Raw genomic sequence first — 20,798 nt, forward strand, 5'->3', positions numbered from 1 at the left:
AGGCGGCGTCGCGGCCGCCCCCGTCTCGATTCGGTGAACCGGTGGACCGGTGGACCGCAATAAACCTGGCCGAACAGAACACTATCGGCCAGCCGTCTCATCCTCGAACCGCCGGGTGCGATCCGGAATCACCTGATCACTGGACACGACACTAGCCGGGGGCTGCCGGTTATACGAGTGGGACATATCAGACGCCGCTGAAGACGCGGTTGACGTCGGCCGTGGCGAGCACTCCGTAGATCTCGCCGCCGCGCTCCACGAGCAGGTATTCGCCGGCCGGGGCCTCGCGCATGGCGTCGATGAGCGCCTCCCCCGTCAGGTCGGCGGCCAGCACCATGGACGGCTCCAGCGACTTGGCCATGGAGCCGGCGTTCACCCAGGGGCGGCGGTGCTCGGGAGTGGCCTGTACGGACGCCTCGTGCACGATCGCGACGGGGCGGCCCTCATGATCGACGACGACGAGGGCGCCCGCCCGCTTCTCGGTGGCCTGGCGCAGCGCCTCCGACAGCGGGGTCTCGGCGACGACGGGGATCGCCCTGCGGGCCAGGGTACGGGCGTTGACCTGCGGGATCCTGGCGCGGATGCGGGCCACGCGCAGCGACTGGGTGGCGCCGAGCCAGATGAAGGAGGCCAGCACCAGCGGCCACAGCACGTCGCGAAGGTCCACTTCCTGCCCGCTCATCAGCGGCGCGGCGATCGGCAGGACCACCAGCAGCACGGCCAGCACCCTGCCGCCCCAGGCGGCGGCGATGGTGCCGGAGCCGGCGTTGCTGGTCAGCTTCCAGACGCCGGCGCGCAGCATCCGGCCGCCGTCGAGCGGCAGGCCGGGCAGCAGGTTGAACACGCCGACGATGAGGTTGGCCAGCCAGAGCTGCCAGATCAGTACCTCAGGGATGCCACCGCCGTTGATCAGGAAGACGTCGGCGGCCAGGCCGATCCCGGCCAGGCCGAGCGACAGGGCCGGGCCGGCGGCGGCGACCATGAACTCCTTGCCGGGCGTCGGCGGCTCCTTCTCGATCTCCGACACGCCGCCGAGCAGGTAGAGGGTGATCCGGCGGACCGGCAGGCCGTAGAACTTGGCCAGCACGCTGTGGGCCAGCTCGTGCAGCAGGACCGAGACATAGAGGAGGACGGCGAAGACGAAGGCGACGGCGTAGGCGGCTGTGGCGTCGAGTTCGGGCAGCATGGCCCGCACCTGGTCACCGAACATCCAGGTGATGAAGGCCGCGACGATGAACCATGTCCACGACACGTAGACCGGGATGCCGAACGGCTTTCCCATCCGAAGACCGGAAAATTCCTGCTGCGGGCTCTGCTCGCTCACCGCGCTCCTTGCCGTTCATTACGTGCTTCCGCTGCCTTGATGCTACGCGCCGGACGAGGTGCTCCCGGCTTCGCGGGCCCTATTCTGTCGGGCTCTTGACCTAGAGTGCGGTGCATGACGTTGACCGAACCGGTGATCATCGGAGCCCTCTCCCCCTCCCGGGCGGGCGACTTCATGACCTGTCCGTTGCTCTATCGCTTCCGCGTGATCGACCAGTTGCCGGAGAAGCCCTCGGCGGCCGCCGTGCGCGGCACGGTGATCCACGCGGTCCTGGAGCGCCTGTACGACCTGCCCGCGCCGCGTCGTTCGGTGGAGGCGGCGCTGGAGCTGCTGGGGCCGCAGTGGGAGCGGCTGCTGTCCGATGATCCGCACTACGCCGAGATGTTCGCCGATGACGAGGAGCAGGCGACGTGGCTGGCGCAGGCGCGGGCGATGCTGGAGCGCTATTTCACGCTGGAGGACCCGACGCGGTTGGAGCCCGCCGAGCGGGAGCTCTATGTGGAGGCGGTCCTCGACGGCGGCCTCATGCTGCGCGGCTACGTCGACCGGCTCGACGTGGCGCCGACCGGGGAGGTGCGGGTCGTCGACTACAAGACCGGCAGCGCGCCGGGCCCCGACTTCGAGGCCAAGGCGCTGTTCCAGATGAAGTTCTACGCGCTGGTGCTGTGGCGGCTGCGCGGCCAGGTGCCCAGGCTGCTGCAGCTGGTCTACCTGGGCGGCGGCGGCGAGGTGCTGCGTTACGCGCCGGATGAGGCCGATCTGCTGGCCACCGAGCGCAAGGTGCGGGCGCTGTGGACGGCGATCGAGCGGTCGCTGGAGACGGGCGAGTGGCGGGCGCGGCGCAGCCGCCTGTGCGACTGGTGCGACCATCAGGCGATCTGCCCGGAGTTCGGCGGCACTCCGCCGCCGGTGCCCGACCGGCAGCCGGGCGACACCGTACGGAGCAACCGCCGGGCGGCCACGGACGAGCTGTAGGCCGCCCGCTCCGGAGCAACCGGTCGGCGGCCACGGACGAGCCGTAGGCCACCCGCTCCGGAGCGACCGCCGGACGGCCACACGCGGCGCGGTCCGGAGCGGCCGGCGGGCGGCCATGGACAGCCTGTAGGAGTCCGGCTCTCCTCCCAAGGGAGGAGGTTCCGGGCTTTCACCTGGACCTACAGTGAAGCGGTGCGCATCGATCGGGCCAGGTTCCACGACTCCCTGTTCGCCGTGGCGCTGGCCGCGGTCTCGGTCTGGCTCTTCCTGTCCGCCGATTCGGCGTTGCTGGAGCCGGGCGGCGGCCAGGCGGTCGACGAGATGCGCAGCGCCGACTCGTTCGGCGCCGTGCTGGTGCTGCTGGCGTGCGCGCCGGTCGCCGTGCGCAGGCGCTGGCCGCTGGCGACGCTGTGCGCGGGGCTGCTGCCCGAGACGCTGCTGACCGGGCTGGGTTACGGCTCCGGCGCGGCGGCGGCGCCGGTGCTGGTGCTGCTCTACTCGGTGGCCTCTCTCCGGGGGCTGGCCGTGGCGCTGTGCGCGCTGCTGCTGTCGTTCCTGGCCTACGCGTTCGCCGGGGCGCTGAGCCCGGTCACCGGCGGCAACTGGAGTGAGCATCTGGTGGCGTTCATCGTGCTTCTCGCGGTCTGGGGGGCCGGGCGGAGCCTGCGGCTGCGCCGCGCGTACCTGGAGGAGCTGAAGGACCGCGCGGCCCGGCTGGAGCGCGCCTACGCGGCCGATACGCGGGCCGCGCGGGCCGAGGAGCGCTCGAGGATAGCCCGCGAGCTGCACGACGTCGTGGCCCATCACGTGAGCGTGATGACGGTGCAGGCGGCGGCCGCGCGCCGGGTGCTGGCCGCCGATCCCGACATGGCGCGTGAGGCGCTGTCGGCCATCGAGCACACGGGCCGGATGGCGATGAGCGAGATGCGCAACATCGTGGGCGTGCTGCGTACCGACGCCCGGGCCGAGCTGGGGCCGCAGCCGGGGATGGACGATCTGCCGGCGCTGGTGGAGCAGATGCGGGAGGCGGGGCTGGCCACGCGGCTGTCGGTCGAGGGCGATGCCCGGCCGATCCCCGCCGGGGTCGATCTGGCCGCCTACCGGCTGATCCAGGAGGGTCTGACCAACAGCCTGCGGCACGCGGGGGCGGGCGCCAAGGCGGTGGTGACCGTACGCCATGGTCCGCGTGAGCTGGACGTGCGGGTGGAGGACGACGGGCGGGGGCCGGCGAGCCTCTCCGGGCCGCCAGGGCATGGTTTGGTGGGCATTCGCGAGCGAGTTGCCCTCTATGGTGGAATCCTCAGCATCGGTCCGCGACCGGGGGGCGGTTTCGAGGTGCGCGCGAGGTTCCCGTTGAAGGACTCACCATGACGATCAGGGTGCTGCTGGTGGACGACCAGCCGCTGCTGCGCACCGGTTTCCGGCTGATACTCGAGGCCGAGCCCGACATCACGGTGGTGGGGCAGGCCGGTGACGGCAAGGACGCGCAGGAGCAGACGCGGGCGTTGCTGCCCGACGTCGTGCTGATGGACATCCGGATGCCCGGGGTCGACGGCATCGAGGCGACGCGCAGGATCGTGCGGGAGGCGGCGCCGACGGCGCACGTGCCGAAGGTGCTGGTGCTGACGACGTTCGACCTGGACGAGTACATCGTGGAGGCGCTGCGGGCGGGCGCCTCCGGGTTCCTGCTGAAGGACGTGCCGCCGGACGAGCTGGTGCAGGCGATCCGGGTGGTGGCGGCGGGCGACGCGATCGTGGCGCCAAGCGTGACCCGCCGGCTGCTGGACCGCTTCTCCAAGCGGCTGCCGTCGGCGTATGAGCAGGCGACCCCGGCGCGGCTCGACCGGCTGACCGAGCGGGAGCTGGAGGTGCTGCGGCTGATCGCCAAGGGGATGTCCAACGCGGAGATCGCCCGGAAGCTGGTGGTCAGCGAGACGACGGTCAAGACGCACGTCGGCAACGTGCTCACCAAGCTGGGCCTGCGCGACCGCGTTCAGGCGGTCGTCCTCGCCTATGAGACCGGCCTCGCGACGCCGGGCGCCGCTTCCTGATCTTCAGCGTGGCGGCGAGAACAACCGTGGCGGCGAGGACGATCTGAACGGTCGGCGGTGGGGAGCCCCCATCCGCCGACCGGCGTCAGGAGGTCGTGGCGGCCGTCTCCGGCGCCTGGGCGGGGGCGTTCTCCGGGAAGTGGCAGGCCACGCGGTGGCCGCTGGCCAGCTCCTCCAGGGGCGGCTCCACCGTCTTGCAGATGTCCTGGGCCTTCCAGCACCGGGTGTGGAAGCGGCAGGCGGGCGGCGGGTTGAGCGGGCTCGGGACGTCGCCCGTCAGCCTGATGCGGTCGCCGTCCGCGCGGGCCTTGGGATCCGGGATCGGGACCGCCGACAGCAGCGCGTTGGTGTAAGGGTGCATGGGGACGCTGTACAAGCTCTTGCGGTCGGCGATCTCCACGATCTTGCCGAGGTACATCACCGCGACCCGGTCGCTGATGTGGCGGACCACCGACAGGTCGTGGGCGATGACCACGTAGGTGAGGTCCAGCTCGTTCTGCAGGTCCTCCAGGAGGTTGACCACCTGGGCCTGGATCGAGACGTCCAGCGCCGAGACCGGCTCATCGGCGATGATCAGCTTGGGCTTCAGCGCGAGCGTGCGGGCGATGCCGATGCGCTGGCGCTGGCCGCCCGAGAACTCGTGGGGGTAGCGGTTGTAGTGCTCCGGGTTGAGCCCGACCAGCTGGAGGATGTCCTGGACGGCCTTCTTGATCCCGTGCTCGGTCTGCACGCCCTGGATGCGGAACGGGGCGCCGACGATGGTGCCGACCGTGTGGCGGGGGTTGAGCGACGAGAACGGGTCCTGGAAGATCATCTGCATGTCGCGGCGGAGCGGCCGGAGCTTGCCCTGACTCATGTGGGTGATGTCGCGGCCCTCGAAGACGACCTTGCCCCCGGTCGGCTCCAGCAGCCTGGTCACCAGCCGGCCGGTGGTGGACTTGCCGCAGCCCGACTCCCCCACCAGGCCGAGCGTCTCACCCTTGAACACCTCGAAGCTGATCCCGTCGACCGCCTTGACGGCCCCGACCTGCCGCTTGAGCAGGCCCTTGGTCACCGGGAAGTGCTTCTCCAGGCCCTGGACGGAAAGAAGCGGCTCGTTCGAGGTGGTCACTGCGTCTCCAGCACTGGCTTGACTTCGTTCTCCCACAGCGTCCGCCGCTGCGTCCTGCTCAGGTGGCAGCGCACCAGGTGGCCGGGGTCGGTGTTGATCAAGGCGGGGATCTCGGCCTTGGACTGACCGTCGGTCTGGTCGGAGTAGGGGCAGCGGGGGTGGAAGGCGCAGCCCGACGGCACGTTGATCAGCGACGGCGGGGTGCCCTTGACGGGCAGGAGCCGTTCGGTGGGCTCCCGGTCGAGCCGGGGCATCGAGCCCAGCAGTCCCCACGTGTAGGGGTGCTCGGGCCGGTAGAAGATGTCCTCGGCCGAGCCGTACTCGATGCACTTGCCCGCGTACATGACCAGGATGTCGTTGGACAGCTCGGCCACCACGCCCAGGTCGTGGGTGATGATGATCAGCGCCGAGTTGAACTCACGCTGCAGGTCACGCATCAGGTCGAGGATCTGCGCCTGCACGGTCACGTCGAGCGCGGTGGTCGGCTCGTCGGCGATGAGCAGCTCGGGGTCGCACGACAGCGCCATCGCGATCATGGCGCGCTGGCGCATGCCGCCGGAGAACTCGTGCGGGTAGGAGTCGACCCGGCGCTTGGGCTCGGGGATGCCGACCCGGCCCAGCATGTCGATGGCGTGCTTGCGGGCCACGCTCTTGGAGACCTTGTGGTGGATGCGGTACGCCTCGATGATCTGGTCGCCCACCGAGTAGAAGGGGTGCATCGACGACAGCGGGTCCTGGAAGATCATCGCCATCTTGCGGCCGCGCAGCCGGCGTACGTGCTCCTGCGAGGCGGTGACGAGGTCTTCGCCATCGAGCCAGATCTCGCCGGAGACGTGGGCGTTCTTGCCGCGGTGCAGGCCGAGGATGCCGAGGCTGGTGACCGACTTGCCCGATCCGGACTCGCCGACGATGCCCAGGGTCTTGCCGCGTTCGAGGCTGAAGGACAGCCCGTCGACGGACTTGACCACGCCGTCGTCGGTCGAGAAGTGGATCTTCAAGTCCTTGACGTCGAGAAAGGGGCTCTCGCTCACGTCAGCCTCACTCTCGGGTCAACCACCGCGTAGAGCAGGTCGACGATCAGGTTGGCCAGGATGATGAAGACCGCCGCGGTCAGCGTGACGCCCATCACCTGGGGGAGGTCGTTGTTGTTGATGGCGTCGACCGCGTACTTGCCGATGCCGGGCAGCGAGAACGTGCTCTCGGTCAGCACCGCGCCGCCGAGCAGCAGGCCCAGGTCGAGGCCGAACATGGTCATCACGGGCGTGAGCGTGGCACGCAGGCCGTGTTTGACCACCACCATGCGTTCGGGCAGGCCCTTGGCCCGCGCCGTGCGGATGTAGTCCTCCGACATGGTCTCCAGCATGCCCGCTCTGGTGAGCCGGGCGTAACCGGCCGCGTACAGGAAGGCCAGCGTCACCCAGGGCAGGATGAGGTTGTTCGCCCAGGTGAGCGGGTCTTCCGAGAACGGCACCCAGTCGGCGACGTCGCCGACCAGGCCGAGCTGGTCGCGGAAGATGGCCAGCGACACGATGCCGGTGAAGAAGATGGGCAGCGACACGCCCGCCAGGGCCACACCCATCGAGAGGCGGTCGAAGAAGCTGCCGCGCCGCAGCGCCGACAGCACGCCGGTCGAGACGCCGAACACCACCCACACCACGGCGGCGCCGAGCGCCAGTGACAGGGTGATCGGCAGCCGGTCGAGCAGGTCGGGCATCACCGGGTTCTGGGTGACGTAGGAGTAGCCGAAGCACGGGGCGGGGCAGTGCTCGACGCCGGGACCGTAGTTGCGGTCGACGCCGACGAAGATGCCCTTCACGAACCGCCCGTACTGCACGACCAGCGGGTCGTTGAAGCCCAGCCTGACGGCGGCCTCGTGGATCATCTGGTCGTTGGCGGCCTTGCCCACGTAGCGGGAAGCGAGGTCGTCAGCGGACATCCCGGCGAGCCGCGGGACGAGAAAGAAGATGGCGAACGTCGCGATGCTCACCACGAAGAGCAGCATGACGGCCGCTATCAACCGTCTGATGATGTATGTGGCCACTGATCTCGGCTATGGCGGCCGGGCCTTGTGGGCCCGGCCGCCGAAGCCTTCACCTGCTTTCGACGAACGTTCCGGAGGTTTTCCCGGACCGGGTTACTGGGTGCTCAGCGTCAGGAACTCGTACATCCCGAAGTTCTGGCTGACGAACGCGTTCTTCAGCGTCGGCGGCCGGTAGAACAGGCCGTGCGCCCAGACGTAGGGCAGGATGAACGCGTCGTCCATGACCTTCTTGTCGACCGAGGCCCAGACCGCGTTGCGCTTGGTGGCGTCCTGCTCCGCCGCGGCCTGGTCGATCAGCTTGTCGATCTCCGGGTCCTTCACGCCGAGGTTGGTGTTACCGGCGGCGCGGATGACGCGGCTGTCGACGATCTGCTGGAAGAAGCCGAAGCCCTCGGGGTAGTCGGCGCCCCAGCCGTAGACCATGAGGCCCAGGCCGTTCTTCTTGGCGAAGTCGGGCTTGCCGGCGTACAGCTTGAAGTAGTCACCCTGCGGGAAGCCCTTGACCTCCAGCTTGATGCCCACGCGGCCGAGCGACTGCTGCAGCGACTCGGCGGTCTGCTTCTCCGCCGCGCGCTCGACGCGGAAGGAGATGGTGGTGCTGAAGCCGTTGGGCTGGCCGCAGGCCTTCAGCTCTTCCTTCGCCTTGTTCACGTCGCCGCCGGGGTTGGCCTCGACGCCGTAGAGGTCGTTCTTCTCGTAACCGGTCATTTTCGACGGCATGAGGCTGAGGGCGACCTCGCCACCGGCATCGGGACCACCGTAGGCGCCCTGGATCGCGGAGCGGTCAGCGGCGTACAGCACGGCCTTGCGGCAGTGGATGTTGTCCAGCGGCGGCACGTCGGCGTTGAGGTTGGTGAACCAGGTACGGTCGAGCGGCGCGGAGTCGGCGTACTGCTTGACCTTGTCGTCGGTCAGGACGGTCTTGCGGGCGTTGGCCCCCACGCCGGTGCTGTTGATCTTGACGTCGATCTTGCCCGAGAGCAGGCGCTGGTCGAGGTCGTCCTCGTTCTGGCCGAGCAGCACCTCGATCGAGTCGTTGAGCTGCTTGCGGTTGGGGTCGGTCGCCGCGTCCCAGTTGGGGTTCTTGACCAGCTCGATGCGCTTGCCGAGCTCGTGGGCCTTGAACATGTACGGGCCGGTCGCGACCGGGTGCTCCTTGTACTTGGTGCCGGTGTCCTTGGCCGCCGGCACCGGGGCCGTCGACGGGAGCATGGCGAAGTAGTCGAAGCCGCCGTAGGCCTTCTTCAGATGGAAGACGACCGTCTGGTCATCGGGCGTGTCGATGCCCTTCCAGGAGTCGAGCTTGTCCTTCATCTTGTACGGGCCGGTGTAGTCGCCGTTGTCGAGCCAGTCGTTGAAGTAGGTCGGGCCGCTGGGCAGGATCTCCTTGTCCAGCGAGCGGGCCACCGCGTACTTCACGTCCTTGGACGTGATCGGGGTGCCGTCCTCGAACTTGATGCCCTTGCGCAGCGTGTACGTCCAGGTCTTGCCGCCGTCGCTGGCCTTGCCGAGGCCCTCGGCCAGGTCACCGACGAGCTCGAGGCCCTCCTTGCCCGGCACCGGCTTGAACATGGTCAGCGCGCGCGTGTAAAGGCGGGAGAAGTTCCAGGCGTAGCCGTAGTACTGGTCGCCGGGGTCAACCGAGTCGAAGTCGCCCGGCATGCCCATGTGGAGCGTGCCGCCCGTCTTGTCGGACGGGTTGACGACCTGCGTCACTCCGGCGTTGTACTGGCTGGCGGGCGCCTCAGCGGTGGCACCGCCGGTCTTCTTGGCAGAGCCGCCGCCACCACACGCGGAGACGGCCAGGGCGAGAGCGGCGGTGATCGCGACCGCCGACGCCATGGATTTTATCTTCATCGACCTGACACACCCCTTGTAACTAGGAGTCCAAAATTTGCGGGATAACTCACGAGGTCATCGAGCCTTGGGATCGAAGGCGTCCCTCAGGCCGTCGCCGAGCAGGTTGAACGCCAGCACGGTGACGAAGATCGCGAGACCGGGGAAGACCATGTAGTTGGGCGCCACTTCGTAGTTGTGGACCGCGTCAGCCAACATGCCTCCCCACGTCGGGGTCGGCGGCCGTACGCCCACGCCGAGGAAGGAGAGCGCGGCCTCGAACAGGATGTTCGACGGGATCAGCAGCGTCGAGTAGACCAGGATCGGGGCCAGCAGGTTCGGCAGGATCTCCTTGAACAGGATGATGTGGTTGCGCGCGCCCAGGCTCCTGGAGGCGTCGACGAACTCCCGTTCACGCAGAGACAGCGTCTGACCTCGGATAATACGCCCGATATAGGGCCAGTTGAAGAAGCCGATGATGAACACGAGCAGGCTGATCCTCAGCGTGTCACCGGACATCCCGAACGCCTTGTCGGGGATCACCCCGCCGAGCGCCAGCGCGAACACCAGCAGCGGGAAGGCGAGGAAGATGTCCATGAGCCGGCTGATGACCGTGTCGATCCAGCCACCGAAGAAACCGGCGATCATCCCGAACACGGTGCCGAGCAAGACGCAGAGCAGCGTCGCGAAGAAGGCGATGAGCAGCGAGACGCGCGCGCCGTAGAGGACCCGGCTGAACAGGTCACGGCCCGTGGTGGGCTCGACCCCGAACAGGAAGTCCCAGCTCATGCCGCCGAACGTGCCGATCGGCGCCTGGATGGCCGGGTCGATCTTCTCCCGGTGCCATTCCGCCGGCGGGTGACCGAGCCACGACACCAGCAGCGGCGCGAAGATGGCGACGAGGATCAGCACGACGATGACGATGCCGCCGATCATCGCGATCTTGTCGCGCTTCAGCCGCATCCATGCGATCTGGCCAAGGGAACGCCCTCGGATGACTGAGGAGTCCGCGCCCTCCAGAACGGTTTCCGGTCCGGCTTCGATAGCCGAGCCCGGAACATCGAGCGGTGCGGTCATGCCAATAGCCCCCTGGATGCCAGACGACGTCGTCCGAATGGGCGGCGGTCCCGATCAGGTTATGCGCCGCGCTGGTGAAGTCGCTAGTCGCGTCCTCAGGAGGCAGAATCTATGGCCTGAGCTGGTGTGACCAGCCCCTCAGGGCGGGATGTGGCTCAACTGTGATTGACGCGAAACTCATTCGTATCGATCTTGGGAAGTTTGTCTACGCCCCGTCCCGGTTGCGTCTCGGAACTGTGACACACCTCGGATCAGCTGATGCCCCTGCGCTTGAGAATATCCTCGATGTCGGAGAAGTCATCGTCGTTGTTCTTCTTCGCCGGCGCCGCGGCAGGCTTTCCTGCAGGCTGGCCCGCCGGTCCCGCTGCCTGTCCGGCCGGCTGCCCCGCCCTCTGGCCGACAGCGCGTTGCTGCGGCGCCGCCGGGGCCTCCGCGGCCTTGCCCGGCTTGCCGTCGCGCGCCAGTTTCAGCTTCCGGCCGCGCATGAACCCCGAGGCCACGAACAGCACCACGGACAGCCCGGTCACGGCGACACCCGCCCAGACAAGGGGGTTGAAGATCAGGCTCGTCACGAAACTCACGATGGTGGCGCCGATGGTCCACAACGACTGCAACGCGTTGGTCAGGTAGGCGGCCAGCGGGAGCAGCGCCCACGCGGCCATCCTCATGCCGGCCGCCGCGCCTCTGCGCCGGAAGGCCAGGAAACTGAGCACCAGCCCCGCGATGGTCACCCCGGCGCACAGCGGCAACCAGTAGATCTGCTCGAAAGTCATTCCGCCGCCCCTCTGTTATGTGGCTGTGCTCCCCATCCTGGCACGCTCCCTCCCGCCGTCCCTCCTCCCCAGGTACCGGCCCTCCCTTAGGGGATCGGCTTGCGTGCGGTTGGGGTTCGCCCTCTTGCCGGGGTGAAAGCTTTACTTTTTTGTACGGCAAGCATGGGGAACCCGCCACCCGCCGCACGGGGCGGAGGGCTTCCAGGAATACGGTCTCTGACCGGATGGTGGCCGGCCGCCGTTACGCGCGCTCCTCGGTTTCGACGGATCGTCAGCCGGAGGCGCGACCAGGGAATCGGCCCGCTCGGAGAGCCGCCCCGTTCAGGGAAATCGGCCCGTTCAGGGGAATCGGCCCGTTCAGGGGAATCGGCCCGTTCAGGGGAATCGGCCCGTTCAGGGGAATCGGCCCGTTCAGGGAAATCGGCCCGTTCAGGGAAATCGGCTGGGTCAGGGGATCAACGCGCGGAGGGTGGGGATCGTGACGTCCGTCAGAGACGCGACCACGAGGCGGCCGGGAGCCGGGTCGATGGGCAGGAGGCTGGGGACCCCTACGACCGCGCAGCCCGCGGCTGTGGCGGCGGCCACGCCGTTGGGCGAGTCCTCCAGGACGACACAGCGCACCGGGTCGACGCCCAGCAGGTCGGCCGCCGTCAGGTAGGGCTCGGGGTCGGGCTTGGTGCGAGTCACGTCGTCGGCCGTCACGATGGCGTCGAAGCGGTCACGGCCGACGCCCTTGAGCACCGCGTCGGCGATCTCCCTGAGCGACGAGGTCACCAGCGCGACCGGGATGCCCTCCTCGCGTACGGCGTCGAGCAGTTCGGAGGCTCCGGGCATGAGCGCCACGCCGTCCGCCAGGCGGGCCACCATGCCGTCGATCATCCACTCGCGCAGGTCCTCCGGGGAGACCGACGAGCCGGAGACGGCGAGCATGTAGGCGACGGTGCGTTCCATGGAGCCGCCGACGAGGTGCGCCTGGTGGTCGAGCGTCCACTCGCCGCCGAGTCGCGCCATCACCTCGGTCTCGATCTCCAGCCACACCTTCTCGCTGTCGACCAGCAACCCGTCCATGTCGAAGAAGACGGCTTCCATGCATCCCCCGATCGGTTCGTGTACGGCGCCGCGACGGCACCCCGTCCCGCCATTCTCACCGCCGACGAGAAGATCGCGAGCGCCGGGGCCTCACCCACGGGGGGTGACCGAGAGCGAGGCCGGACGAGCGCCCCACAACGCCCGGAGGCCGCCCGGATGAGCGGCGCTCGGGCCGGGTCAGACGTTGAAAGTATTCAGACGTTGAAGTATTTCGCCTCAGGGTGGTGGGCGACCAGGGCGGACGTGGCCTGCTCCGGGTGGAGCTGGAACTCCTCCGACAGCGTGACCCCGATCCGCTCCGGGTCCAGGAGCTGGAACAGCTGCACCTGGTCCTCGAGGTTGGGGCAGGCCGGGTAGCCGAAGGAGTAGCGGCAGCCCTGGATGTTGACCTTGAGCATGTCGTCCAGCGACTCCTCGCCGCCGATCCCCCACTCGGCGCGGACCCGGGCGTGCCAGTATTCGGCCAGCGCCTCGGTGAGCTGCACCGACAGCCCGTGCAGCTCCAGGTAGTCACGGTAGGCGTCCTTGGCGAACAGCTCGGCCGTCGCCTCGGAGATCTTGCCGCCCATCGTGGCGACCTGGAAGCCGACCACGTCCACCTCGCCCGACTCGCGCGAGCGGAAGAAGTCGGACAGGCACAGGTGCCGGTCACGGCGCTGGCGCGGGAAGGCGAAGCGGGTGCGCTCGTTTCCGGCCTCGTCGAGGATGATCAGCGAGTCGCCCTCGCTGACGCACGGGAAGTAGCCGTAGACGACGGCCGCCTCCAGCAGCCCCTCGGTCTGGATGCGGTCGAGCCACATGCGCAGCCGCGGCCGTCCCTCGGTCTCGACGAGTTCGTCGTAGCCGGGGCCGTCGCCGCCGCGCGTGGGCTTGAGGCCCCACTGCCCGAGGAAGAGCGCCCGCTCGTCGAGGAAGGCGGAGTAGTCGCTCAGCGAGATGCCCTTGACGATGCGGTCGCCCTGGAAGGGCGGCACCGGCACCCGGTTGTCGGCGGCCACGTCGGAGCGGGCGGGCAGCTCCTCCTCCGGCGTGCGGGTCAGGACGGCGCCGGTCTTGACCCGGCGCTCGCGCAGCGGCGGCAGCGTGGCGCCGGCGACGCCGCGCTTGACGGCCATGAAGGAGTCCATGAGCCGCAGCCCCTCGAAGGCGTCGCGGGCGTAGCGGACCTCGCCGGCGAACAGCTCGGCCAGGTCCTGCTCGACGTAGGCGCGGGTGAGGGCGGCGCCGCCGAGCAGCACCGGGTAGCGGTCGGAGATGCCCCTGGAGTTCATCTCCTCCAGGTTCTCCTTCATGATGACCGTCGACTTCACCAGAAGTCCGGACATGCCGATGACGTCGGCCTTCTGCTCGTCGGCCGCCTCCAGGATCGCGGAGACCGGCTGCTTGATGCCGAGGTTGACCACCTGGTAGCCGTTGTTGGACAGGATGATGTCGACCAGGTTCTTGCCGATGTCGTGCACGTCGCCCTTGACCGTGGCCAGCACGATGCGGCCCTTCGTCTCGCCCTCGACGCGGTCCATGTGCGGTTCGAGGTAGGCGACGGCGGTCTTCATCACCTCGGCCGACTGCAGCACGAACGGCAGCTGCATCTGCCCGGAGCCGAACAGCTCGCCGACCGTCTTCATGCCGTCGAGCAGCACGTTGTTGATGATCTCCAGGGCGGGCCGCTGCTCCAGGGCGGCGTCGAGGTCGGCCTCCAGCCCCTTCTTCTCGCCGTCGATGATGCGCCGCTTGAGCCGCTCCCACAGCGGCAGCGCGGCCAGCTCCTCGGCCCTGCCCTCCCGCATGGCCGAGGCGTCGACGCCCTCGAACATGTCGATGAAGCGCTGCAGCGGGTCGTAGCCCTCGCGGCGGCGGTCATAGACCATGTCGAGCGCGACCTGGCGCTGATCGTCGGGGATGCGCGACATCGGCAGGATCTTGGAGGCGTGGACGATGGCCGAGTCGAGCCCGGCGTTGACGCACTCGTTGAGGAACACCGAGTTGAGCACCATGCGCGAGGCCGGGTTGATGCCGAAGGAGATGTTGGACAGGCCCAGCGTGGTCTGCACGTCGGGGTAGCGGCGCTTGAGCTCGCGGATGCCCTCGATGGTCTCCAGGCCGTCGCGGCGGCTCTCCTCCATGCCGGTGGCGATGGTGAAGGTGAGGCAGTCGACGATGATGTCGGACACCTGCATGCCCCAGTTGGCGACCAGGTCGTCGATGGTCTCGCTCGCGATGCGTACCTTCTCGGCGGCCGTGCGGGCCTGGCCGTTCTCGTCGATGCACATGACCACGACGGCGGCGCCGTGCTCGCGTACGGCCGTCATCGTCTTGTGGAAGCGTGAGTCGGGGCCGCGGCCGTCCTCGTAGTTGACCGAGTTGACCACCGCACGCCCGCCGAGCATCTCCAGCCCGGCCCGCAGCACCTCCGACTCGGTCGAGTCGAGCATGATCGGCAGCGTGGAGGCGGTGGCCAGCCGGAAGGCCAGCTCCTTCATGTCGGCCACGCCGTCGCGGCCCACGTAGTCGACGCACAGGTCGAGCAGGTGGGCGCCGCCGCGGGCCTGCTCGCGGGCCATCTCCACGCAGTCGTCCCAGCGGCCTTCGAGCATGGCCTCGCGGAAGGCCTTGGAGCCGTTGGTGTTGCACCGCTCGCCGATGGCCAGGTAGGAGGTGTCCTGGCGGAACGGCACGGTCTGGTAGAGCGAGGAGGCGCCCGGCTCGGGGTGCGGGCGGCGCGCGGCCGTCTGCCTGCCGCGCACGCGGTCGACGACCTTGCGCAGGTGCTCGGGGGTGGTGCCGCAGCAGCCGCCGACCAGCGACAGGCCGTAGTCGCGGGTGAAGGTCTCGTGCGCGTCGGCGAGCTCGTCGGCGCCGAGCGGATAATAGGCGCCGTCGGAGGTCAGCACCGGCAGGCCGGCATTGGGCATGCACGAGAGCTTCAGCCGGGAGTGCCTGGCCAGGTAGCGCAGGTGCTCGCTCATCTCGGCCGGGCCGGTGGCGCAGTTGAGGCCGATCAGGTCGACGCCCAGCGGCTCGATCGCGGTCAGCGCGGCGCCGATCTCGGAGCCCAGCAGCATGGCGCCGTTGGTCTCGATCGTCACCTGGGCGATGATCGGCACGTCGCGCCCGGACTCCTCGGCGGCCCGCTTGGCGCCGATGACGGCGGCCTTGACCTGGAGCAGGTCCTGGCAGGTCTCGATGATCAACGCGTCGGCGCCGCCCGCGATCAGGCCCGCCGCGTTGTCGCGATAGGACTCGCGCAGCTTCTGGTAGGGCAGGTGCCCCAGGGTCGGCAGCTTGGTGCCGGGGCCCATCGAGCCGAGCACGAAGCGCGGCTGCTCGGGCGTGGACCAGTGGTCGGCCCGCTCGCGCGCGATCCTGGCGCCCGCCTCGGAGTATTCGAAGACCCGCTCGGGGATGTCGTACTCGCCCAGGGCCGCCAGGTTGGCGCCGAAGGTGTTGGTCTCCACGCAGTCGACGCCCACGGCGAAGTAGGCGTCGTGGACGCCGCTCACGATGTCGGGACGGGTGACGTTCAGCACCTCGTTGCAGCCCTCGTGACCCTCGAAGTCGTCGAGGGTGGGGTCCTGGGCCTGCAACATCGTCCCCATCGCCCCGTCGGCGACGATCACTCGCTGGGACAACACTTCACGGAAGGACGGGGAGCTGCTCATGGGCTAGAGCTTATCGGCTGTGCAGAAAGGCTTGAGCGGACGGCTATTCTGCCAAGAAGACAATTTGACCAAATGTCTAATAGGGGTTCCCGATGGCCTACCGCACCGTGCTGGCCGGCACCGACGGCTCCGCCTCCTCCTTCCGCGCCGTCTCCGCGGCGGCGTCCCTGGCCGGCGCGACCGGCGCCACCCTCGTCCTGGCGTGCGCGTACCTGCCCATGCGGGCGAGCGAGCGGGCCGCCGCCGCGGACCGGCTCGGCGACCTGGCCTACAAGGTGAGCGGCTCCACCCCCGCAGACGACGCCCTGAGAGCCGCCCGCGAGCACGCCGTCGCCGCCGGCGCGACCGAGGTCGTCCTGGCGGCGGAGGAGGGCGACGCGGTCGACGTACTCATCACGCTGGCCGCCGCGCACCAGGCGGATCTGCTGGTCGTCGGCAACCGCGGGCTCAACAGCCTGGCGGGGCGGCTGCTCGGCTCGGTGCCCTCGCACGTGGCCCACCGCGCCTCCTGCGACGTGCTGATCGTCCACAGCACCTCCGGCGGCCGCGCCTGACCATCACTCCGTGCCGGCGGCCGCGCCTTACTCTCACCCCGCGCCGAGTGCGAGCGCCTGACCTGAGGGCGCCCGGGCCGGCGCCACGTGGCGGCGTCTGACCGGTCGCTCCGCGACGATGACTGATCATCGTTACTCCGTGACATGACCGCCTCCTCACCGCATAGGCTTAGCTGGACAGCGGAGAGAGGAGGCGACACGTGATCGAGTTCGAAAGGCTCCCCGAGCTCGTCGACCCGGTGCTCATAGCCGCGTTCGAAGGGTGGAACGACGCCGGCGAGGCATCCAGTGGTGTGATCGCCCACCTCGAGTCCGCCTGGAAGGCGGAGCCGCTGGTCGAGCTGGATCCCGACGACTACTACGACTTCCAGGTCACCCGGCCCGTCGTGGAGATGGGCGACGGCCTGACCCGCTCCATCATCTGGCCGACGACGCGGCTGCTGCGCGCCCGGCCGCCGGGCGTCGAGCGTGACGTGGTGCTGCTGCGCGGCATCGAGCCCAACATGCGGTGGCGGTCGTTCTGCGCCGACATCGTCGAGGTCTGCCGCGAGCTCGGCGTCGAGCTGGCCGTGATGCTCGGCGCGCTGCTCAACGACTCACCGCACACCCGCCCCGTGCCGATCCTGGGCGGCGCCACGGACGAAAACCTGGCCCGCTCGACCAACCTGGAGCTGAGCCGCTACGAGGGCCCCACGGGCATCGTGGGCGTCCTCCAGCAGTCGTTCGGCGACGCCGGCCTCGACGCCGTCTCGCTGTGGGCGTCGGTGCCGCACTACGTGGCCCAGCCGCCCAACCCCAAGGCCACGCTGGCGCTGCTGCGCCGCCTCGAAGACCTGCTGGAGATCCCGATGCCGCTCGGCGATCTCGACGAGGAGGCCCGCGCCTGGGAGAACGGCGTGGACGAGCTCGCCTCCCAGGACAGTGAGGTGGCCGAATACGTCAAGGAGCTCGAGGAGCGCAAGGACGCCGCTGAGCTGCCCGAGGCCAGCGGCGACGCGATCGCCGCCGAGTTCGAGCGCTACCTGCGGCGCCGGGACCGCGACACTGACAGCTGACTCGCAGCCTTTGTTTACCGAACTTTCTGGAAGTTTCAGGTAATAATCGGTAGCCATACAACTTTGCACCAAGTTGGATCCCCAGGACCGGCTCGTCACCAGGACCCCGGCCGCGAATGCCACGTTGCACCTACCCACGTGAACCTATCCATGTGACTGCGCACGTTAGGCCAACCATGGCGACTTCCCACGTAGACCCGCACCAGAGGAGTCAGGACACCCGGCGACGCATCCTGGAGATGGCGCTCTCTCTCAGGGATGATCGCCCCGGCGGCTCCGTGGACCATTTCCTCGCCCTGCTGCAGGACCGGCTCCCGCTCTGGCTCAGCATCCTGCACGGACTGTCCCACCGCGTCGGCAGGGGCAGCGTCACCGACAACCTGCTGCCCATCGTGCGGGCGGGCATCGACTACTACACGGATGTGCAGGCCGTGGCGCTGCCCGCGGTCACCTCGCCGTCCGTCACCGTCCGCTTCCGGCAGGCCGTACGCGATCACGGGCTCGGGCCGATGACGGAGATCCTCCCGCTGGCCGCCTATCTGGAGGGCGAGCAGCGTCTGGGCCGGGTGGCCGCCGGCGTCGACCCGGAGGGCACCGCCCGGCTGCTGCTGGCGGGGTGCTTCCACCACGCCTACATCGAGATGTTCGTGGGCGCCGACGCGGGACCGTCCCGGGACGCCGGCGCCCAGGAGATCGTCCGCGAACTCCGCCTCGAACCCGCCCCCGCCTGACACTCCCCAACTGCACCGCCCACCCTCACCACCGACCACCGACCACCGACCACGGGACGCGGAGCGCGGCGGGGGAGCGGTCGCTGGCCGCCCTGCCGGGCGCCGGAATCGGGGGCGCCGGATCGCGTCCGTCGGGATCGGGGGCGCCGGATCGCGTCCGTCGGGATCGCGTCCCTCGGGATCGCGAGCGTCCGAATCGCGTCCGTCCAAATCGCGTCCCTCGGGATCGCGAGCGTCCGAATCGCGAGCGTCCGAATCGCGTCCGTCCAAATCGCGTCCCTCGGGATCGCGAGCGCCGGGACTGCGGGCGTCGCGGCCGTGAGTGCTGCGGCCCTGAGTGTGCGGCCCTGAAGTGTCGTGGCCAGGGACGCCGTCGGCGGCGGTTGGAGCCGAGCTAAGCGGTCTGTACGGCGCTCCAGGTGTTCGGTACGGCCGTCCGGGTCCTCGTCTGGTCGAAGCGGTGCCAGATCAACTCCACCACGGCCGGGTCGGCTCCCAGAGGCTCGCTGACCAGGTCCGCGCCCGCCTCCGCCAGGCGGTCGTGAAAGAAGCCGGGCGCCAGCAGGTACGAGGCGACCGCCAGGCGCGACGCCGGGCCCGATCCGAGACGTTCCACAGCCTCGCCTGACAACGGACCCGACCTGAGACGATCCGCACCCTCGCCTGACAACGGACCCGACCTGAGACGATCCACGGCCTCGCCTGACAACGGACCCGACCTGAGACGATCCACGGCCTCGCCGAGCGAAGGGCTGCCCGCCGAGGTGAACGCGGCCGTGACCGGGCGGCCCAGCCGTACCGCCAGCAGGTGGGCGGCGGCACGGACGTCGGCGAGCCCGGCCGGATCCGAGGAGCCCGCCGCACCCAGGATGACCGTGTCGGCGGGCCCCAGTCCCGCGCGGGCCAGCTTGCGGGCGAGCGCGGCGGTGAGCAGCCGGTGCGGGCCGAGCGGCGGCGCGACGAGCGCGTCGGGGCGGTGCTCGGCGACGACGTTCGGCAGGTCGATGTGCACGTGGTAGCCGCCGGCGAGCAGCAGCGGCACCACGACCACGGGCCCGGGGACGGTGGGCAGCACGTCGGCCAGCAGGGGCGAGCTGATCTCCAGGTAGCTCAGCTCGACGCGCTGCCGGGGCCGCGCCCGTCTGACCGCCGCCGCCAGGGCGGCCAGCGACCGCTCCCCCGCCGCGCTCCGCGTCCCGTGCGCGGCCAGAACCAACGTGGGCACGGCCGAACCGGCCCGCACAGACGCAGCCGACACCGACGCGCTCGAACCGACCTGTGCGGCCGCGCCCGGAATCGGCGCGCCAGAAACGGGAGTGGCCCCCTGGGGCGCGGACGACGTCACAGGGGCGCCGTCTCGTGGCTGCAGGCGAGCCGGTAGCCCCGTTTGACCACCGTCTCGACGATCCCGGCGGGCCCCAGGGCGCGCCGCAGCCGCGTGATCGCCATCTCGACCGCGTGCTCCGCCGAGTCGCGCGACAGGCTGCCAGGCAGCACGGTACGCAGGTCGGTGCGGGAGACCACATTGCCGGGCTTGTCGGCCAGGCGCTTGAGCACGGCCATCGGCGCGGGCGGCAGCGGCCTGAGCTCACCGTCGACGACCACCGCGTGCCCGCGGATCTCCAGCCGGTGCCCGCCCGCCACCAGCCGGGTGACGCCGTGTTCGGGCAGGTGCCTGGCCAGTGCCCTGGCCAGGGCGCCGAGGCGGGATCTTTCGGGCTGCAGGGTAGGTACGCCGCGCGTGACCAGCGGCCCGGCGGTGACCGGCCCGACGCAGGCCGCCACGACGCGATCGCCGAACGCCGCCAGCAACTGCTCCTCCAGCCCCTCGGCGCGGGCAGCGCCCAGCATGGCGTGTACGGCGGGCGCGCTGGTGAAGGCCACGGCGTCCACGGCGCCGGAGAGCGTCTGGGTGATGAGGCGGCGCAGCGGCGAGGGATCGCGGTACGGCAGCCACCGGTAGACCGGGATCTCGATCACCTCGGCCCCGGCCTCCCGCAGCGCCTCGACGAACTCCGTCAGCGGCTCGCCGTGCTGCTGCACCGCGATGCGGCGGCCGTGCAGATCCTGGGCCAGGAGGTACTGCTTGACCTCCTCGCAGGACTCGGTGGCGGGGGTCCAGTGGTCGTTCAGCCCGGCGGCGCGCACCGCTCCCCTGGCTTTGGGGCCGCGGGTGAGCAGGCGGGCCCTGGTCAGGTGGTCGGCCAGGTCGGCCGAAAGGCCCCAGCCTTCGGCCGCCGCCATCCAGCCGCGGAAGCCGACGCCGGTGGTGATCACCACGTCGTCCACCGGGCCGGCCAGGCTGAGCCGGGTGGCGGCCAGCAGGTCGGAGTCCTCGGAGAGCGGCACCAGCCTGATGGCGGGCGCGCTGACCACCCGTGCGCCGCGCCGTTCGAGCAGCGCGCCGAACTCTTCGCGCCGCCGGGTGGCGGTCACACCGACAGTGAAGCCGGACAGCGCGTCCGGCGCCGTCTCCAGCTCACGCGCCGGGTCGTCGAGGGGAAGCGCGTTCACGCGAACAC

17 protein-coding genes are annotated in these 20,798 nt (G+C 69.7%); 6 read left to right on the forward strand and 11 right to left on the reverse strand.

The window, feature by feature from the left end; all coding sequences use genetic code 11:
* Positions 1–187: 187 nt before the first annotated feature.
* Complete coding sequence (locus ACIBO2_RS50805; RefSeq protein ID WP_358540711.1) at positions 188–1,324, reverse strand: site-2 protease family protein; 1,137 nt, start codon at positions 1,322–1,324, stop codon at positions 188–190.
* A gap of 114 nt (positions 1,325–1,438) precedes the next feature.
* On the opposite strand from ACIBO2_RS50805, the gene ACIBO2_RS50810 reads away from it, so the two are divergent.
* From ACIBO2_RS50810 to ACIBO2_RS50820, 3 genes are all read left to right on the forward strand, one after another.
* Complete coding sequence (locus tag ACIBO2_RS50810; protein ID WP_358540708.1) at positions 1,439–2,299, forward strand: RecB family exonuclease; 861 nt, start codon at positions 1,439–1,441, stop codon at positions 2,297–2,299.
* Positions 2,300–2,491: 192 nt separating this feature from the next.
* Positions 2,492–3,670 carry a sensor histidine kinase gene (locus ACIBO2_RS50815; RefSeq protein ID WP_358540705.1) on the forward strand — a complete coding sequence of 393 codons (1,179 nt, stop codon included), beginning with the start codon at positions 2,492–2,494 and terminating at the stop codon, positions 3,668–3,670.
* Positions 3,667–4,350: a response regulator transcription factor gene (locus ACIBO2_RS50820; protein ID WP_225291287.1), complete on the forward strand. Its 684-nt coding sequence runs from the start codon at positions 3,667–3,669 to the stop codon at positions 4,348–4,350. The genes ACIBO2_RS50815 and ACIBO2_RS50820 overlap by 4 nt, the downstream gene beginning before the upstream one ends.
* An 85-nt stretch (positions 4,351–4,435) precedes the next feature.
* Here ACIBO2_RS50820 and ACIBO2_RS50825 read toward each other — a convergent pair whose 3' ends face one another.
* The 8 genes from ACIBO2_RS50825 to metH all read right to left on the reverse strand — a co-directional run bounded on the left by ACIBO2_RS50825 (position 4,436) and on the right by metH (position 15,936).
* Positions 4,436–5,461 (reverse strand): dipeptide ABC transporter ATP-binding protein, encoded by a 1,026-nt coding sequence (locus tag ACIBO2_RS50825; protein ID WP_358540702.1) that lies wholly within the window; start codon positions 5,459–5,461, stop codon positions 4,436–4,438.
* Entirely contained in the window at positions 5,458–6,492 is a 1,035-nt protein-coding gene (locus tag ACIBO2_RS50830; protein WP_358540699.1) for an ABC transporter ATP-binding protein, read from the reverse strand. The genes ACIBO2_RS50825 and ACIBO2_RS50830 overlap by 4 nt, the downstream gene beginning before the upstream one ends.
* Positions 6,489–7,502 (reverse strand): ABC transporter permease, encoded by a 1,014-nt coding sequence (locus tag ACIBO2_RS50835; protein WP_358540695.1) that lies wholly within the window; start codon positions 7,500–7,502, stop codon positions 6,489–6,491. The genes ACIBO2_RS50830 and ACIBO2_RS50835 overlap by 4 nt, the downstream gene beginning before the upstream one ends.
* Before the next feature lie 93 nt (positions 7,503–7,595).
* Complete coding sequence (locus ACIBO2_RS50840; protein WP_397304692.1) at positions 7,596–9,359, reverse strand: ABC transporter substrate-binding protein; 1,764 nt, start codon at positions 9,357–9,359, stop codon at positions 7,596–7,598.
* 57 nt (positions 9,360–9,416) lie between these two features.
* Positions 9,417–10,415 (reverse strand): ABC transporter permease, encoded by a 999-nt coding sequence (locus ACIBO2_RS50845; protein ID WP_358540690.1) that lies wholly within the window; start codon positions 10,413–10,415, stop codon positions 9,417–9,419.
* 251 nt (positions 10,416–10,666) lie between these two features.
* Entirely contained in the window at positions 10,667–11,188 is a 522-nt protein-coding gene (locus ACIBO2_RS50850; protein WP_358540687.1) for a cellulose synthase, read from the reverse strand.
* A 447-nt stretch (positions 11,189–11,635) separates the two neighbouring features.
* Complete coding sequence (locus tag ACIBO2_RS50855) at positions 11,636–12,277, reverse strand: HAD family phosphatase (protein WP_358540684.1); 642 nt, start codon at positions 12,275–12,277, stop codon at positions 11,636–11,638.
* A gap of 194 nt (positions 12,278–12,471) precedes the next feature.
* The gene (gene metH, locus ACIBO2_RS50860; protein ID WP_358540681.1) at positions 12,472–15,936 is read right to left on the reverse strand and encodes a methionine synthase; all 3,465 of its coding nucleotides are present in this window, start codon (positions 15,934–15,936) and stop codon (positions 12,472–12,474) included.
* A 92-nt stretch (positions 15,937–16,028) separates the two neighbouring features.
* On the opposite strand from metH, the gene ACIBO2_RS50865 reads away from it, so the two are divergent.
* The 3 genes from ACIBO2_RS50865 (at position 16,029) to ACIBO2_RS50875 (ending at position 18,276) form a co-directional block, all read left to right on the forward strand.
* A complete protein-coding gene (locus ACIBO2_RS50865; RefSeq protein WP_358540678.1) occupies positions 16,029–16,490 on the forward strand; it encodes a universal stress protein in 462 nt (153 codons plus the stop codon).
* Positions 16,491–16,690: 200 nt separating this feature from the next.
* Entirely contained in the window at positions 16,691–17,545 is an 855-nt protein-coding gene (locus tag ACIBO2_RS50870) for a PAC2 family protein (protein ID WP_358540675.1), read from the forward strand.
* 239 nt (positions 17,546–17,784) lie between these two features.
* Positions 17,785–18,276 carry a hypothetical protein gene (locus ACIBO2_RS50875; protein ID WP_358540673.1) on the forward strand — a complete coding sequence of 164 codons (492 nt, stop codon included), beginning with the start codon at positions 17,785–17,787 and terminating at the stop codon, positions 18,274–18,276.
* Between the two features lie 394 nt (positions 18,277–18,670).
* Here ACIBO2_RS50875 and ACIBO2_RS50880 read toward each other — a convergent pair whose 3' ends face one another.
* Entirely contained in the window at positions 18,671–19,501 is an 831-nt protein-coding gene (locus tag ACIBO2_RS50880; RefSeq protein WP_397304693.1) for a sirohydrochlorin chelatase, read from the reverse strand.
* 116 nt (positions 19,502–19,617) lie between these two features.
* Positions 19,618–20,790 carry a uroporphyrinogen-III synthase gene (locus tag ACIBO2_RS50885; RefSeq protein ID WP_397304694.1) on the reverse strand — a complete coding sequence of 391 codons (1,173 nt, stop codon included), beginning with the start codon at positions 20,788–20,790 and terminating at the stop codon, positions 19,618–19,620.
* Positions 20,791–20,798 lie beyond the last annotated feature (8 nt).

Source organism: Nonomuraea sp. NPDC050022 (assembly GCF_044460705.1).
In the GTDB taxonomy this organism is placed as follows: Bacteria; Actinomycetota; Actinomycetes; order Streptosporangiales; family Streptosporangiaceae; genus Nonomuraea.

Bases quoted from the DNA above. Each gene is read 5' to 3' on its own strand.
- ACIBO2_RS50810 (WP_358540708.1), top strand. From the start codon at position 1,439: ATGACGTTGACCGAACCGGTGATCATCGGAGCCCTCTCCCCCTCCCGG.
- ACIBO2_RS50820 (WP_225291287.1), top strand. From the start codon at position 3,667: ATGACGATCAGGGTGCTGCTGGTGGACGACCAGCCGCTGCTGCGCACC.
- ACIBO2_RS50840 (WP_397304692.1), bottom strand. From the start codon at position 9,359: ATGAAGATAAAATCCATGGCGTCGGCGGTCGCGATCACCGCCGCTCTC.
- ACIBO2_RS50845 (WP_358540690.1), bottom strand. From the start codon at position 10,415: ATGACCGCACCGCTCGATGTTCCGGGCTCGGCTATCGAAGCCGGACCG.
- ACIBO2_RS50850 (WP_358540687.1), bottom strand. From the start codon at position 11,188: ATGACTTTCGAGCAGATCTACTGGTTGCCGCTGTGCGCCGGGGTGACC.
- ACIBO2_RS50855 (WP_358540684.1), bottom strand. From the start codon at position 12,277: ATGGAAGCCGTCTTCTTCGACATGGACGGGTTGCTGGTCGACAGCGAG.
- metH (WP_358540681.1), bottom strand. From the start codon at position 15,936: ATGAGCAGCTCCCCGTCCTTCCGTGAAGTGTTGTCCCAGCGAGTGATC.
- ACIBO2_RS50865 (WP_358540678.1), top strand. From the start codon at position 16,029: ATGGCCTACCGCACCGTGCTGGCCGGCACCGACGGCTCCGCCTCCTCC.
- ACIBO2_RS50875 (WP_358540673.1), top strand. From the start codon at position 17,785: ATGGCGCTCTCTCTCAGGGATGATCGCCCCGGCGGCTCCGTGGACCAT.